This is a genomic window from Thermogemmatispora sp. (assembly GCF_019683635.1).
In the GTDB taxonomy this organism is placed as follows: Bacteria; Chloroflexota; Ktedonobacteria; order Ktedonobacterales; family Ktedonobacteraceae; genus Thermogemmatispora.
On the sequence record NZ_JADGIA010000151.1, the window covers coordinates 1 to 12,963 of the forward strand.

A 12,963-nucleotide genomic window follows, 5' to 3' on the forward strand; every position below is an offset into this window, starting at 1 on the left:
GCTGACAAGCAGCAGTTACCCGCTCAACGAGCGCGCATGCTCTCCTCGCGCCAGAGCGCCTAGCCGCTCCAGCAGCATGCCTGGCAAGACAACGGTCACCTTTGCCTCTAATCTATGTTTATGCTACAATTGTACCATAGAAATGGATAGGGCGTCAAGCCTGCTGCGCAGCACGCCCGACCCTTTGGCGAAAGCCAGGAGGCTGCGGGCGTGTTCATGCTTAGTCCTCAACAGCAACAGGACCATCACACAGGAAATCGAGCAAGGGCTCCAGGAGGCCGGCGTGATTGAGCTGATAGCAGCACTTCTTACCGCAAGGGACCAGGTTTTCAGCGGCTTTGCTCTTAGGGGCCAATCTTTCCATCTCGGACAGCTCTGAAGCTAGCTCCAGCATGCACCTGGCTCCTGGCGGCCAATGATGCAGTGGCCTCCCCAAAAGACGATCGGGCAGCTTTTGCCGATGAACCAGGCCGCTGACGATGACAACTCCCCGCCGCTTGAGTAGCCTGGCAGTGATCACAGAACAGTCTCCTCGTCAAGCGGCAGGCCAAAAGGAGAGTTTTGCCAGTGGTACAGGCGATGACGACGGTCGAAGACAATCTCGCAGCCAAGGAGACGCAGGGCTTTCAGATCCCAGCGAAATTGCTCCCGCTGCCGCCGCTTGATAGTGTCGCGGTCATCGGCATAGTCATAGAGGAAAAGCTGCTTGCTATCCAGTGCAGGAACAAGCTCGTCATAGCGACGCGCTTGATGATGCAGTTGCAACAATATTTCAATGCGTCGAAGTATTGACCGAGTTAATTTGGTATCTTTTTTTTCATTAGATGCTCCTTATTAAAGGACAATGAAATACAAGGGGATATGGTAGCAGATAATTTAACGAGGTTCGCATGCCCTCGCCCTTGCGCCATCCACACATCTTCCCTGCTCGATCTCAGTTTTGAGCCTCAGTGCTCCCCCCTTCCTGGTGATGGCCTCCGCCCCGGTGGCTCCTGGCAGCAACCCCATCCCCACGTCTCGTGTCTATCTCTGGCGACCGTCCTCGCCTATGTCGCACAGATCGGCTCAGCCCCAGTACGCCCACGACGCTTGCATCATCCACCGCGACCTCAAGCTGTTTATTGTCTGGCTATTAAGCTGCTGGAGCAGTGTTTTCAAATACATTCAGAAGCTTAATGCCAAACCGGAAGAATATCAGTAGAACCCTCCGCCCCAGGACTCCGCCTGCCCGGGGAGAAAGGAGGCGTAGCTTACCACCCGGATGTGCCTGCCCCTCCCTTGAATGGTCCGACCACGCGGCTTGTGATCCAGCCGCCATAAAAATCACCGGGCTGCGCCTCCACCCGCTCACCGTTGACGTAGCAGGCATCCATGCTGCGCGGGTAGAAGGCGACGTAGCCAGCCAGCCCCTCGTAGCCCGGAGCCGGGTCAGGATAATACCACGCACAGTCTACAGCGCTCCTGTCATTGACCACCAGAGTATAGTAGCTGGCTCGCCCTTTGAACTCGCAGAAGGTATGGCGGTCACTTGGCTGAAGATACTCCATGCGAATATCTTGCGGCGGAATATAATAGACGGGCGGATGACTGGTCTCCAGAACGCGCTTCGTACGCCGACTCTCAGCGATCATTACGCCATTGAAGATGACCTGAACGTGATCGTCACATTCTTCCAGCCGTGGTGGCCGCGGATAGTCCCAGACGGATTCCTGTCCCGGACCCGCTGCCGGATCGCGCTGTCGATCCATCGCTCTCTTCTCCTTTCGGACCGGATGGGTGTTGCATTACTCTGTAGACGCTGCGAGCTGCCCCGTTGGGTACCGCGGAGCACGCCATGCAATACGACCTTCCCCTGCGCTCATCCCGTACAGAGCACGCGCGCGGGCGCCTGATCGGCGCGCCTGCTTGGTGACTGCCCCACGCCTGCATCCCAGCTAACCCGGCAGACACACCCGGTCAAAGCGGCAATGACGATAGGCTAAAAGCAGAGGCCAATGGCTGAACGCCCCCACAAAACGCTCACAGTGCCGGCTCCCAGCCTACCGTTCTCGGGGCAGCAGTGACCAGCTTCCACAGGAGTCCCAACGGCTATCACCGGTCTCACGAGGCCAGGGATAGCGGCTATCATCAGCAGCACAGTGACCCCTGTAGGTCGCGCAGTGAACCTCAGAAAATCTGGCTCGCCTGCGATCCGGGTCACGTTCGTATCCGTATCGCTTGTCGTTTCCCACAGAGTGAGACAGGCTGCGGAGTGACCAGAGCAATCAGCTGACAGACCAGAGCCAAAGGCAGAAAGCAGGGAAAACGAGCCAGGACACTGTCGTCGCGTCGCCCCAGGTAGCGTTGCTAGCTGAAAGCAGAGGCAGGGATTCCACCTGGCTCTCCCTTTTCTGCCGCTGGTGCTAAATGTTACAATAGAAGCAGCGCAATACACAAGGCGCCTGGAGCTAACGGAATTGAGTGTATCCAGACGGCTGAGAGAGTGGTACGACAGCAAAGAGTAACCTGGGTGTGATCCGCAAGATTCCTCATCGCAAGAAAGGAGCGCGAGTCATGACGGCACCCGACAACACCTATGTGATCGATCCTGAGAACGCTGGCGAGCTGGCTCGTCTCATGCAACAGGACCGGCTGCTCACCGAGGCCATGGGCGGCCTCCTACCGGAGGAAGGAATCAATCTGCCAGAGGCTGGTCGGGTCCTCGACCTGGCCTGCGGCCCAGGCGGCTGGGCCTTAGAGCTGGCCTTTCGCTTCCCCCACGCGCACGTCATGGGGGTTGACATCAACCCGCAGGTGGTTGAGTACGCCCGCGCTCAAGCCTGGTCGCGCGGCCTGGAGAACGTCCACTTCCAGGTGGGCAATGTGATGGAGCCGCTGGCCTTCTCCGACGGCGAGTTCGACCTCATCAATGGGCGACTGCTCTTCGGCTTCATGCTGCCGGATGCCTGGCCGCGGCTGCTCTCCGAGTGTCGTCGGCTGCTCACGCCGGATGGGGTCCTCCGCCTGACCGAGATGGAGCCACCGCTGACCACCAGTCCCGCCTTCGAGCGCCTGATGGCCCTGGGGAGTGAGGCCCTGCGGCGAGTGGGCCAGAGCTGGTCGCCCGATGGGCGCCACGTTGGCATCACCCCGGTGCTGCCCCGCCTGATGCGCCAAGCCGGCTTCGTCAACGTGCAGCTGCGGGCCACGGCGATCGAGTGGTCGATGGGGACACCGATGCACTATCCCGTCTTCAAGGACTATCTCATCGGGCTGGAACTGGTCCAGCCCTTCCTGGTGAAGGTGGGCGTTGCCTCCGCCGAGGAGATCGCCACCCTGTATCAGCAGGCACTCGCCGAGATGCAACAAGAGGACTTCTGCGCCCTGTGGACCCTGCTCACCGTCTGGGGACGCAAACCCGCGCCTGAGACAGTCACCTTCCCAGAGGCTTCCTCCGCAACTGGAGCCTAGCTGTCACACGAGCATGCCAGATGAGAGGGCTGGCGGTGCGATCAGAAGAGCAGCCGCTGTTTCAAGCGATGCTGCGTGAACTGGTTGCTCACCTCACGCGGATGGATCTGGTCAGTGCCTTCGATGATACCATCGATTATCATCTCCATTACTGCTTTTCGCCAGAGGACCTCTCAACCTGGTCCGGGAACGTGCTTATTCTCCAGTCGGATGATGACCCTGCCACGACCCCGGCCAGGCGTCTGGCTCTGCGTCAGGTCCATCCGCAGGCTCGGATTCACCTCTTCCAATGGGGCGGCCACACGCCGTTTCTCTCGCCACCAGACGAGTTCTATCCGCTTGTGCGTACCTTTTTGCATGAGTCTTGAAAGGAAAAGAGATGGCTGCCTTCATTCCCTCCTCCACAGATTCCACCGTCCAGCTACGCGATGGGCGCCGCGTGGGCCTCGTTGTAGTCGGACCGGACGATGGGATTCCCATCATCCATTGCCACGGGTCAGGCAGCTCACGCCTGGAAGTGACGCTGTTGGCCGCCCAGGCGGAGGAGGCGGGAGTACGACTGATCGGCCTGGACCGACCGGGCATCGGTCTTTCTGACCCCAAGCCCGGCTATCGGCTGCTGGATTGGCCTGATGATGTCGCGGAAGTCGCCGATCATCTGGGCATCGAGCGCTTTGCCGTGGAAGGTTTTTCCGCCGGTGGTCCCTACGCTCTGGCTTGCGCTGCCAAAATCCCGCAGCGGCTCACCGCCTGTGGTCTGATCAGCACGGTTGCACCGCCTGAGCTGATGAGAAAAGCTGGAACCAGGGTGATGCGTGTGATCTGGGGGGTCGGAGGGCGCTTTCCGGGTCTGTTGCTCCTCTTCGCTGGCCTGGTTCAGCGCATGATGGGCACCGATGTCGCCAGCATTGAAAAGTATCTCGCCCGGTACGCAACACGGCTGGACAAAGCGGATCAGCAGCTGCTCAGCGACCCGCAGATGAGACAGGGCATTGCCCGGGCGATGGCTGAAGGTTTCCGGCAGGGAGCAGCAGGGAATCTGGCGGTCGCCCGGGTCGAGGTGCACCCCTGGGGCTTCCAGCCTGAGCAGGTGACGTGTGGGCGGCTGTTCTTGTGGCATGGAGCAGAGGACCGGATCATGCCGATTGCGCCAGTCCGTCTGCTCGCGCAGCGCTTGCCCTATTGTAGAGCCACTTTTTACGCTGATGAAGGGCATTTCTCGACCTTGGCTCATCATTGTCAGGAGATCTTCGGCCAGCTTCGTGGATAGTGCTCACCTAAGAAGAAGGATGCTGATGAGCAGTGCCACAGGCTCCTGTCGCACTGTTTCTCGCACCTACTAGCATGGGCCGTGTCGTGACCATTCTGACAGACAAGCAAGCAGCCATGAGCAGGGCGATTCGCCTGACTGCTGCAGCCGCATTTCGGGCAAGCCCGAGAGGGGTAGTGAGCATCGACTTTCACGGTGATGCCACCCATAAACGCGGCTTTCTCAGCAAGAAGGCTGTGCAATTCCGCAAAGGTCCATTTGCTGGCGTGTCGATTGGCGCGGTGTTGCTTCTTCCTTGTCCGCCTGCTCGTCTTCCGTTAAACGGGGCTGTGGCGTTGCCAAAGTCCTCGTAGTCGATCATGTGCCGCCGCCGCGGTACTGCAAGCCGGTCACCTGGTCGTTGGTGACACTGTTGCCGTTGCCGCCGTAGATGGCGATGCCGTTCGCCAGGTAGGGCGACTGGATGGTATCGTGGTCGAAGGTATTGTTGCTGTCGCCGGTGGCGGGCACGCTGTCCGTGGCCGACCACATTGCGAGGCCGTTGTCGCGTCGGTCTTGCCCGTAGGATCGGCGTTGTAGGGCGGGTCGATGATCGAAAGATAGCCTGCGGGCTTCGTCAGGGGCGCCGGCACCAGGGTAGGCGTTGGAGTCAGCAGCGGAGCCGTCGGCGAGGGCGTCGGGGCCAACCTGCAGCTTCACCGTTGTGCCCGCCGCCATCTGCGGAAGCAGCATGTGCACCTCGTCGAAGTGGTGATGGGCCGTGCCGCCGGGCGTATCACTCCGGTCGTTGGCGTTGCAGTTCGAAAAGTTTGGCTGCCCGTAGAGCCAGCTATATTTCGAGGTGAGCTGGAGATCGTTGGCCTGCTTGACGCCGTTGATGTAGCTACTCAGCGTGGCGTTGATTCCCCCGCCGCTGGAGGAGTCAGGGATGCTGTAGCGCAGGTTGAGGGCGTTCTCCGGTTGCGTCAACGTGAATTGCACGTACTGACCGCGGGTCAGTTGCATGGCCTGGCAATCCTGGCTATCCACGGCATCCAAGGCCAGGCTGCCCAGGGTGAAATCCGGTCCGATGATCGTGCCGTTTGTCGTTGCGCTGTGGGCCTCCATCTCAACGTAGGGCAGGGTGGCACCTGTGCCACCGCTGACGGCGTTGCTCTGGTAGGGAGTAGCGCTGGTCACGTGCGGCAGAATGACCCCCAGCGCGCTGCTGAGCAGCACCAGGGTGGTGACGACTGCCAGCGCCCGTGTGCTCAGCGTGCTGCGCAGCCTGTGACGGATCGTTCGCCTCGTGGTGGGATTCATTTCGCTACCGATGGTGCTGGTGGCTCCTCCTCGGGCAGCTCTCCGTCGACAGCCTCTGCGGGGACCACGCTGATCACATATGCGGATGGGTCGAAGGATCTGATCGCGGTGGGCAAGGATGGGCGTATGTGGCATAACTGGACTTCGGGATCGGAGAATAGTTGGATTGGCTGGAACTGGTGGAGCAACATACCCCCTTTATATTGGGGTGTCGTCGGTATTCCATGTATGGTTCCTGCTGCTTTCTACGAGCAGATAGCAGCAGGAACTGTGAAAAAAATACTGCAAGGACGCGATGGCCTCTCTCTCTGCACCTGCCCGACAGTTACATCCTCTAGACTTTCTGGTCAATCTCTTCTTCGTTTTAGGCAAGCGTGCTACGATGAGCAAGGCGTATAGATAGAAATACATCACAAGGAAGTGTTCTCGTGAGTGTCTCCAGGCTTGAAGTGGCCCCGGTCCTTCCGGCCAGAGGCAGTCTCAGCAGGTTCTTGCGGACCTCAGCGGGTCGCTGGCTGCCCCCGCTGCTTCTCCTGCTTGCCTCTCTGGCCGCCTATGGGCATGCGCTGGGTGCTCCCAGCCTCTGGTTTGATGAAGCTTTTTCCGTCGAGCTTGCGCGCCAGCCGCTGCCGCGTCTCTGGCAGGCGATCTGGGGTCCCGAACCCAATATGGAACTCTACTATCTCCTGCTCCATTTCTGGCTCCGGGGAGCGGCGCTCCTGGGTCTGGCACCAACTGAGCTGGTGGTGCGCCTTCCTTCTGCCCTGTGTGCTGCCTGCAGTGTGCCTGTGCTCTTTCTCCTTGGCCGGCGCTTTCTTGGCCCACTGGCCAGCGCGGTCGCGGCGCTCCTCTACCTCTTCGATTATTCGACGCTGGTCTATGCGCAGCAGACGCGCGCGTATGCTCTGCAGCTCTTGCTGCTGCTGCTCTCCTGGTACGCGCTGGTCCATCTCCTCAGCCCGGGCCGGCGGCGATCTGGCTGGTGGTACCTCTATGTGGCTGCCACAGTGCTGGCCTGCTATGCCCAGCTCTTCAGTCTGCTGGTCTTCGGGGCACAGGTGGTGGCCGTCGTCGGCCTGCTCCTGCTACCCAGCGACTGGCGGGAGGGTCTGCGGCGCTGCTGGCGAAGTCTCGGCGCTGCCCTGTTGATCTGCGTCCTTGCCGTTATCCCTCTGCTGCTCGTTAGTCAGCATGGCTCTCGCACGGGTTGGCTGCCCATACCTCATCTGCATGACCTGCTGAACCTGGTTCCTTCATTGGTGGGGGGCAATGCCCAGCTGAGCCTCTCTATCCTGCTGGTCTGTGGTCTGGCGGTCATGCTGATCCCGCTGGCAGCGCTGCTGCTCCTCGGTCAGCCCGCTCCGCCGGCCGGGCAGCGGGACATGGCTGTGGATTTTCTGGTGACCAGTCGTGAGCGTCTGCCTCTGCTCTGGCTGTTGCTCTGCTGGTTTGCTCTTCCTGTGCTGATGAGCTTTGTTGTCTCACAGGGGCCGTTGCGTCTCTTTTCGGAGCGCTATCTGGTGGTGGTGATTCCGCCGCTCTGCCTGCTGATGGCTCTGGGCCTGGTCTCGCTGCATCTGCGTCTCCTGCAGGGGCTGTTCACGGTGCTCCTGCTGGCCCTGACTTTGATGACGGGCCTCGGCTATTACGGACATGCTCAGCTTGAGGACTGGCGCACCGCTGCTCTCTGGCTGCAGCATCATTACCAGCCGGGTGATGGCCTGGTCTGCTATGATACGATCCAGGGCTGTCAGACCTCGCTGGAGTACTACTTTGCTGCTTATCCCGTCAGCGGGGCTCACTTCACAGATGATGCGCCGGGCAATCTCCTCTCCTGGCAGACCAGCAGTGGCTTTGCGGCACCCGGTCGCTCCGCCGATGCGGCGCTCGACATTGCGGCCGTTGCCGCCTATGCGCGCCAGCATACCCGTCTCTTCTATATCTTGGGTCGGGTTCCTGACCAGCAGGGGGCCGAGCGTGTGAAGCAGGTCGTGGCCTGGCTTGACGCTCACTACCGGCTGCTGGGGCAGGTCGCGTCTGCCGGGCATATCAGTGTGCGCCTCTACGCTGTGCTGCCTGTACCGGGGTCGGGGCGAACAGGCGGCGTTCGCCCGACTCCGGCTGTGGTGGGTGGGGTGGGGGTGACGCGCGGTGAGAGCGGGTCGCGCCGCCCGCTCTGGCGCAGGGCGTGAGCATGCGGTCATAAGGGGCATGCGCTGGACAGCCGGCCCCTCCACCGGCCTGCCGCAGGTGCGGCTCTAGCCCGACTGCTTCGCAGCGTTACGCAGCGCCTTGCAAGACCTCGTGACGTTCATCGAGTCGCAAGGTGAGGGTGGCAGACTCTCCTATCGAGATCAGGACTAGACTTATGCCTCTCAGGAGACTATCAAAGTTTCTCTTTTTGTCCCAGGCACTCTTGTGAAGAAGGAGCGACCTGTATGCGTCGATTCTTCCCTGTACTCACCCTGGTGGTGATGGCTCCAGTGATCGCCGAAACTGCTCTGGGGATCGACCCCTATCAGCCGCGCCGCCTATCTCATCAGCCAGGTGCCGATGGACGGAGCAGGGGCACTTTTGATCCGCGACGTGGTGCGCCGGAGCGGGCGTGGATGGGCCAGTGTGCTGCTGTTAGGCGTCGCCTACGGCCTTGTTGAGGAAGGTCTGGCCATTCAATCGTGTTTCAATCCCACCCTCTTTGGAGCAGCCGACTGGGGCGCACGCCTCTTCGGGATCCTAGCAACCTGCTTTCCGTCGCCTCTCTGGGCCTCTAGAGCCAGCCCTCGTGCACTTGCATACAAGACGGGCCGCTCGTACACTCTTGAGTAAAGAAAAGGGACCAGATCAGTCAGAGGGATGCCCGATACACAGAGCAGGCACAGTACGCCTCACAGAGGAGATGCAGCGCCTCGTTGAGGAGCAGCGGCTGGCCTTGGTCGCCACTGTCTGCCCCGACGGTACCCCCAATCTCTCACCCAAAGGGACGATTGCCGTGTAGGATGACACCCTCCTGATCTTCGCAGATATTTGCTCTCCTGGCACCATCGCTAACCTGAAGGAGCGCCCGGTGCTCGAAATGAACGTGGTTGACGCGGTGGCACGCAAAGGCTATCGCTTTACAGGGAGAGCGACCGTCTAGGCAGAGGGTCCCGTTTTTGAGGAATTGCTGGCTTTCTATCGCCAGCGTGGGACGTGCAGTCCAATCCAGCACATCGTGTTCCTCACGGGGGAGCAGGCATCGCCCTTGCTGTCACCGGCCTCCGATCAAGGCCAGAGCGAGCAGCAGATCGCCTCACGCTGGCTCGCGCGCTGCACGCAGCTCTATAGGGAGCGCTATGGCCCCATGCTGTCCCTGGAGGACTGAGACAGAGCCTGCTGGCGGAAGAGCCGCTTCTCTTCCTGGACAGTAGCTTCAGCGAACTGCCGTCCAACCTCTGTCAGGTCAGGATCAGATCCCCCTCTTTCGGGCGTGTCAGCGGGAGCAGATCGGCGGCATCGACCAGGTGGCAGCCCCTGGCCCAACGCAGCCAGATCGGTCCGCTCTCCACGGGCCTGAGCTGAACCAGCCCCAGCCAGCCAGTCAGCCGATGATAGCTGCAGGTGCACTGTGAGGGAGCATTTGATAGGAGCTGGCCGGTTCGACCGCCAGCGCGCGGGCACCTCCGACGCGCTCACGCCTCCCAGCCGAAAGCTCGTTGCGTTGAGAGAGGCTTTCTCGAAGCCTTCCACATCCAGCCCGCTCCGATCGATGAGCGTCAGGGCACGCTGCAAGGATTGTAGGCGTGGCAGTCTCAGGGCCGTCAGCCTCAGCTCGACCTTCTGGAGCGCGGGGAGCCAGGAACAGAAAGAGGGCAACGCGCGGCAAGCCCAGCGCGACGCGGGGGTGGGACCCTGCAGCGGCTGGCCATGCACGCGTACCACTCCTTTCCCTGAGTGGGGCGGATCACTCGTGCCAGGATGCGCCGCAGGGTTGACTGCCCTGAGCCAGAGCGTCCCAGCAGGACGGACCACCAGCATGTCATCGAGGCTGCGGAGGCTCGTCAGCCAGCGGGCGTGGCGCTAGCGGCGCCTGCGCTTCTTGCGCGGGGGAACAGTGGCCGTGAGGGTGAGCGTGTCTGGCTGCTTTGGCGGCTTGCCGGACCTGGCTCGCTCGCTGGCGAGCGCTGTCTGCAGCTTTTTCGCGAGCTGCAGCGCCGCCCCGGCCTGGTCGAGATCCGATGTCTCCAACGTGAGCCTGGTTTCCCCCAGCTCGATCGTCCAGCGGAGTGCTCGCTCCTGGCTGGCCTGCTGGCCAACGAGCCTGGCATGGCGCTCGCGCAGGCGTTTGAGGACGGGGAGCAGCTTCTCGAAGAGGGTGACGAGGGCACTCAGGTCGGCCAGTCCCTCGGCGATCGCGGCATGCTGCTGCCAGACGGCGCCAGCCACCTGCTGCAGGATCAGCCAGGCCTCGATGAAGAAGGCGGGCGCTCCCTTCTGGCCGGTGGAGATGGGAGGTTGGAGGACAAAGCCCGCCTGCTGGAGGTCGGTCGCCAGCTCGTGGTGCAGGGCCGTGAGCAGGGCCAGATCACCGGTCTCCTCTGTTCCGGAGGCGGGCACCAGTTCGAGCAAGACCTGCAGCCGCTCAGCAGGTTGCCTCTGATCGAGGGGAGAAGACGGTTGCTGCTCGCTCATGCAGATTCACTGCTCCTTGCTCGTAGAAGTGAGCGGGAAGAAGGCCCCGAGGTGCCTTGCAAGAACGCCTCGGCCCAGCAGGTAGCCTCGTAGAGGGCCATGCCAAGCGCGGGGTATCTGGTCAGGAGGGGAAAAGCGACGGGGAGGTAGTCGGATGCCACGTTCAGTCTCATGTCGCGCAACCAAGCGTGTTGAATGAGGTGGATAGCCTCAGCCTCATGACCGTAGCTGATCAATACCCTGGTCAGGCTGGTCAATGCCTTGGTTTCCTCCCAGCTTGCGGGAAGGGCGATCAGCATCTGTGCAACCTCTTGCAAGCATCGCTCTGTCTCTTGCCCTTGCCGGGCGTTGGCCAGTGCTTCGACCAATGCGGTCAGGGCTACGGCTTTATCTGAGCTGTCATCAGGAAGAGAGGCGATGATACGTTGAGCGTCCTGCCAAGGTTCTGCTGTGGCCAGGGAAGCTGCTAGCTTGCTGAGCGCCAGCATTTTCCTCCAGCTGTCTTCCTGATCAGGTATGGCGGCAATGAGCCGCTCGCTTTGCAACCAGCACTGTTCGGCTTCTTGCCAACGTTCTGTCTCCGCCAGTGCTTTGGCGAGTTCTGCGAGAACCTCCACTCTGTCACTGTCATGGGCCAGAATCGTGACGAGTCGTTTGGCCTGGACCCAGCACTGTTCGGCGTCCTGCCAACGCTCGACCTTGGCCAGGGCCTTGCCCAGTGCTATGAGTGCCTCAGCTTTCCGCCAGTCATTCTCAGGAAGAGAGGCGATGACCCGCTCTGCCTCCGACCAGCGTTGAGCGCATATCAATGCTGCGGCCAGGCTGCTAAGCGCCTGCACTTTCCTCCAGCTATCTTCCTCATCAGCAATGGCGGCGATAAGCCGTTCGGCCTCCTGCCAGCACTCTAGAGCTTCCTGCTGGCGCTGAGCTTCGGCCAGGGCCTTGCCCAGCGTTACAAGCGCCACGGCTTTCCTCTCGTCATCCTGGGGAAGGGCGGCGATGACCCGCCTGGCATCTTGCCAACGTTGGGCGTGCGCTAACGCTTCACTCAAGCGGCTCAGCGCCGCAGTCTTCTCATCGTCGAGGGAGGAGATAAGGAGTTCAGCCTGGGACCAGCAGCGTTCAGCGTCCTGCCAGCGCTGGGCTCTCATCAGTGTCCTGGCCAGTTGGACGTAAACTTCTGCTTTGCCCCAGTTGTCAAGGGTATAGGATGCGATGGCTCTTTCCGCTTGCTGCCAGCACTGTTCGGCTTCTTCCCAGTGCTGCGTGCTGATCAGCACACCGCTCAGTTCTGTCAGGACTACTGCTTTGTCGATTGGATGGACAGCGATGAGTCGTTCGGCCTGGAGCCAACACTGTTCGGCTTCTTGCCAACGTTCTGTCTCCGCCAGTGCTTTGGCGAGTTCTGCGAGAACCTCCACTCTGTCACTGTCATGGGCCAGAATCGTGACGAGTCGTTTGGCCTGGACCCAGCACTGTTCGGCGTCCTGCCAACGCTCGACCTTGGCCAGGGCCTTGCCCAGTGCTATGAGTGCCTCAGCTTTCCGCCAGTCATTCTCAGGAAGAGAGGCGATGACCCGCTCTGCCTCCGACCAGCGTTGAGCGCGTATCAATGCTGCGGCCAGGCTGCTAAGCGCCTGCACTTTCCTCCAGCCGTCTGATGGGAGAAGGGCGCTAAGCTCTTCCGCCTGCAACCAGCACTGTTCGGCTTTCTCCCAGCATTGCACGCCCGCCAGAGCTTCGCCTAGTTCGATCAGCGCATCCACCTGGTCCCAACCCTCATCGGGGAAGGAGGCAATAAGTCGTTCCACTTCTTGCCAGCAGCGCTCGGCCTGCTGCCGTCGTGGTGACCACTTTGCCAGCGCTTCACCCAGGCTGGTCAGGGTCCGCACTTTCTCTCTGGCGTTAGCGAGCGAGAAGCTAAGCTGTTCAGCCTGCAGCCAGCATTGCTCGGCTTGCTCTGGCCGCGTTGCCGTCAGAGCTTTCCCCAGCCGCACTAGCATAGCCGCTTTATATGCGTCTTCAGACAGACTAGCAATCGCTCGCTCAGCTTCCAGCCAGCAGCGCTCCGCCTCCTGCAGCTGATGCAGTCCGCTCAGGGCCTCGCCCAGCCTGATCAGGCACAGGGCTTTGTCCCCGCTATCGGAGAGCTGGGCGATAACCTGCGCTGCCCTTCGACAGAGCTGCCAGCCTTCCTCAAGGCGTCCCGGCTGCCCCGTCAGCCAGCGCGCCAGCTTGATCAGCAGCTCGGCCTGTCGCTCTCGATCAGTGAG

The 12,963-nt window shown here is 61.2% G+C and carries 13 protein-coding genes; 6 read left to right on the forward strand and 7 right to left on the reverse strand.

Going from position 1 to position 12,963, the window contains the following annotated elements; translation table 11 throughout:
* Positions 1-220: 220 nt before the first annotated feature.
* From IRZ31_RS15360 to IRZ31_RS15370, 3 genes are all read right to left on the reverse strand, one after another.
* Positions 221-520 (reverse strand): hypothetical protein, encoded by a 300-nt coding sequence (locus IRZ31_RS15360; RefSeq protein ID WP_297155173.1) that lies wholly within the window; start codon positions 518-520, stop codon positions 221-223.
* A complete protein-coding gene (locus IRZ31_RS15365; protein ID WP_297155175.1) occupies positions 517-765 on the reverse strand; it encodes a hypothetical protein in 249 nt (82 codons plus the stop codon). Before IRZ31_RS15365 ends, IRZ31_RS15360 begins: the two co-directional genes overlap by 4 nt.
* 485 nt (positions 766-1,250) lie before the next feature.
* Positions 1,251-1,748, reverse strand: coding sequence for a DUF427 domain-containing protein (locus IRZ31_RS15370; RefSeq protein ID WP_297155177.1), 498 nt, complete (start codon positions 1,746-1,748; stop codon positions 1,251-1,253).
* Between the two features lie 805 nt (positions 1,749-2,553).
* On the opposite strand from IRZ31_RS15370, the gene IRZ31_RS15375 reads away from it, so the two are divergent.
* From IRZ31_RS15375 to IRZ31_RS15385, 3 genes are read left to right on the forward strand one after another with little or no spacing between them, the layout of a single operon-like run.
* Complete coding sequence (locus IRZ31_RS15375) at positions 2,554-3,450, forward strand: class I SAM-dependent methyltransferase (RefSeq protein WP_297155179.1); 897 nt, start codon at positions 2,554-2,556, stop codon at positions 3,448-3,450.
* A gap of 35 nt (positions 3,451-3,485) precedes the next feature.
* The gene (locus IRZ31_RS15380; protein ID WP_297155181.1) at positions 3,486-3,818 is read left to right on the forward strand and encodes a hypothetical protein; all 333 of its coding nucleotides are present in this window, start codon (positions 3,486-3,488) and stop codon (positions 3,816-3,818) included.
* A gap of 11 nt (positions 3,819-3,829) precedes the next feature.
* Entirely contained in the window at positions 3,830-4,720 is an 891-nt protein-coding gene (locus IRZ31_RS15385; protein WP_297155183.1) for an alpha/beta hydrolase, read from the forward strand.
* Here the strand turns inward: IRZ31_RS15385 and IRZ31_RS21455 are convergent.
* Together IRZ31_RS21455 and IRZ31_RS15390 are read right to left on the reverse strand one after the other, a co-directional pair.
* On the reverse strand, positions 4,690-4,962 hold the full coding sequence (locus IRZ31_RS21455; protein WP_363325677.1) for a hypothetical protein: 273 nt from the start codon (positions 4,960-4,962) through the stop codon (positions 4,690-4,692). The two genes, IRZ31_RS15385 and IRZ31_RS21455, sit on opposite strands and share 31 nt — an antisense overlap.
* Positions 4,963-5,077: 115 nt before the next feature.
* Entirely contained in the window at positions 5,078-6,022 is a 945-nt protein-coding gene (locus tag IRZ31_RS15390; protein ID WP_297155185.1) for a hypothetical protein, read from the reverse strand.
* Positions 6,023-6,513: 491 nt separating this feature from the next.
* Between IRZ31_RS15390 and IRZ31_RS15395 the strand changes: the two genes are divergently transcribed.
* From IRZ31_RS15395 to IRZ31_RS15405, 3 genes are all read left to right on the forward strand, one after another.
* Complete coding sequence (locus IRZ31_RS15395) at positions 6,514-8,214, forward strand: glycosyltransferase family 39 protein (protein ID WP_297155187.1); 1,701 nt, start codon at positions 6,514-6,516, stop codon at positions 8,212-8,214.
* A 246-nt stretch (positions 8,215-8,460) separates the two neighbouring features.
* Positions 8,461-8,676: a hypothetical protein gene (locus tag IRZ31_RS15400; RefSeq protein ID WP_297155189.1), complete on the forward strand. Its 216-nt coding sequence runs from the start codon at positions 8,461-8,463 to the stop codon at positions 8,674-8,676.
* A gap of 242 nt (positions 8,677-8,918) precedes the next feature.
* Positions 8,919-9,017 (forward strand): pyridoxamine 5'-phosphate oxidase family protein, encoded by a 99-nt coding sequence (locus tag IRZ31_RS15405; protein ID WP_297155191.1) that lies wholly within the window; start codon positions 8,919-8,921, stop codon positions 9,015-9,017.
* A gap of 1,061 nt (positions 9,018-10,078) precedes the next feature.
* Here the strand turns inward: IRZ31_RS15405 and IRZ31_RS15410 are convergent.
* The gene (locus IRZ31_RS15410) at positions 10,079-10,690 is read right to left on the reverse strand and encodes a hypothetical protein (protein ID WP_297155193.1); all 612 of its coding nucleotides are present in this window, start codon (positions 10,688-10,690) and stop codon (positions 10,079-10,081) included.
* On the reverse strand, positions 10,687-12,963 hold a 2,277-nt coding region (locus IRZ31_RS15415), incomplete at its 5' end, for a hypothetical protein (RefSeq protein WP_297155195.1). The genes IRZ31_RS15410 and IRZ31_RS15415, both read right to left, overlap by 4 nt.

Coding starts and splice junctions, on each gene's coding strand:
- IRZ31_RS15370 (WP_297155177.1), bottom strand. CDS start 1,748: ATGGATCGACAGCGCGATCCGGCAGCGGGTCCGGGACAGGAATCCGTC.
- IRZ31_RS15375 (WP_297155179.1), top strand. CDS start 2,554: ATGACGGCACCCGACAACACCTATGTGATCGATCCTGAGAACGCTGGC.
- IRZ31_RS15385 (WP_297155183.1), top strand. CDS start 3,830: ATGGCTGCCTTCATTCCCTCCTCCACAGATTCCACCGTCCAGCTACGC.
- IRZ31_RS15390 (WP_297155185.1), bottom strand. CDS start 6,022: ATGAATCCCACCACGAGGCGAACGATCCGTCACAGGCTGCGCAGCACG.
- IRZ31_RS15400 (WP_297155189.1), top strand. CDS start 8,461: ATGCGTCGATTCTTCCCTGTACTCACCCTGGTGGTGATGGCTCCAGTG.
- IRZ31_RS15405 (WP_297155191.1), top strand. CDS start 8,919: ATGCAGCGCCTCGTTGAGGAGCAGCGGCTGGCCTTGGTCGCCACTGTC.
- IRZ31_RS15410 (WP_297155193.1), bottom strand. CDS start 10,690: ATGAGCGAGCAGCAACCGTCTTCTCCCCTCGATCAGAGGCAACCTGCT.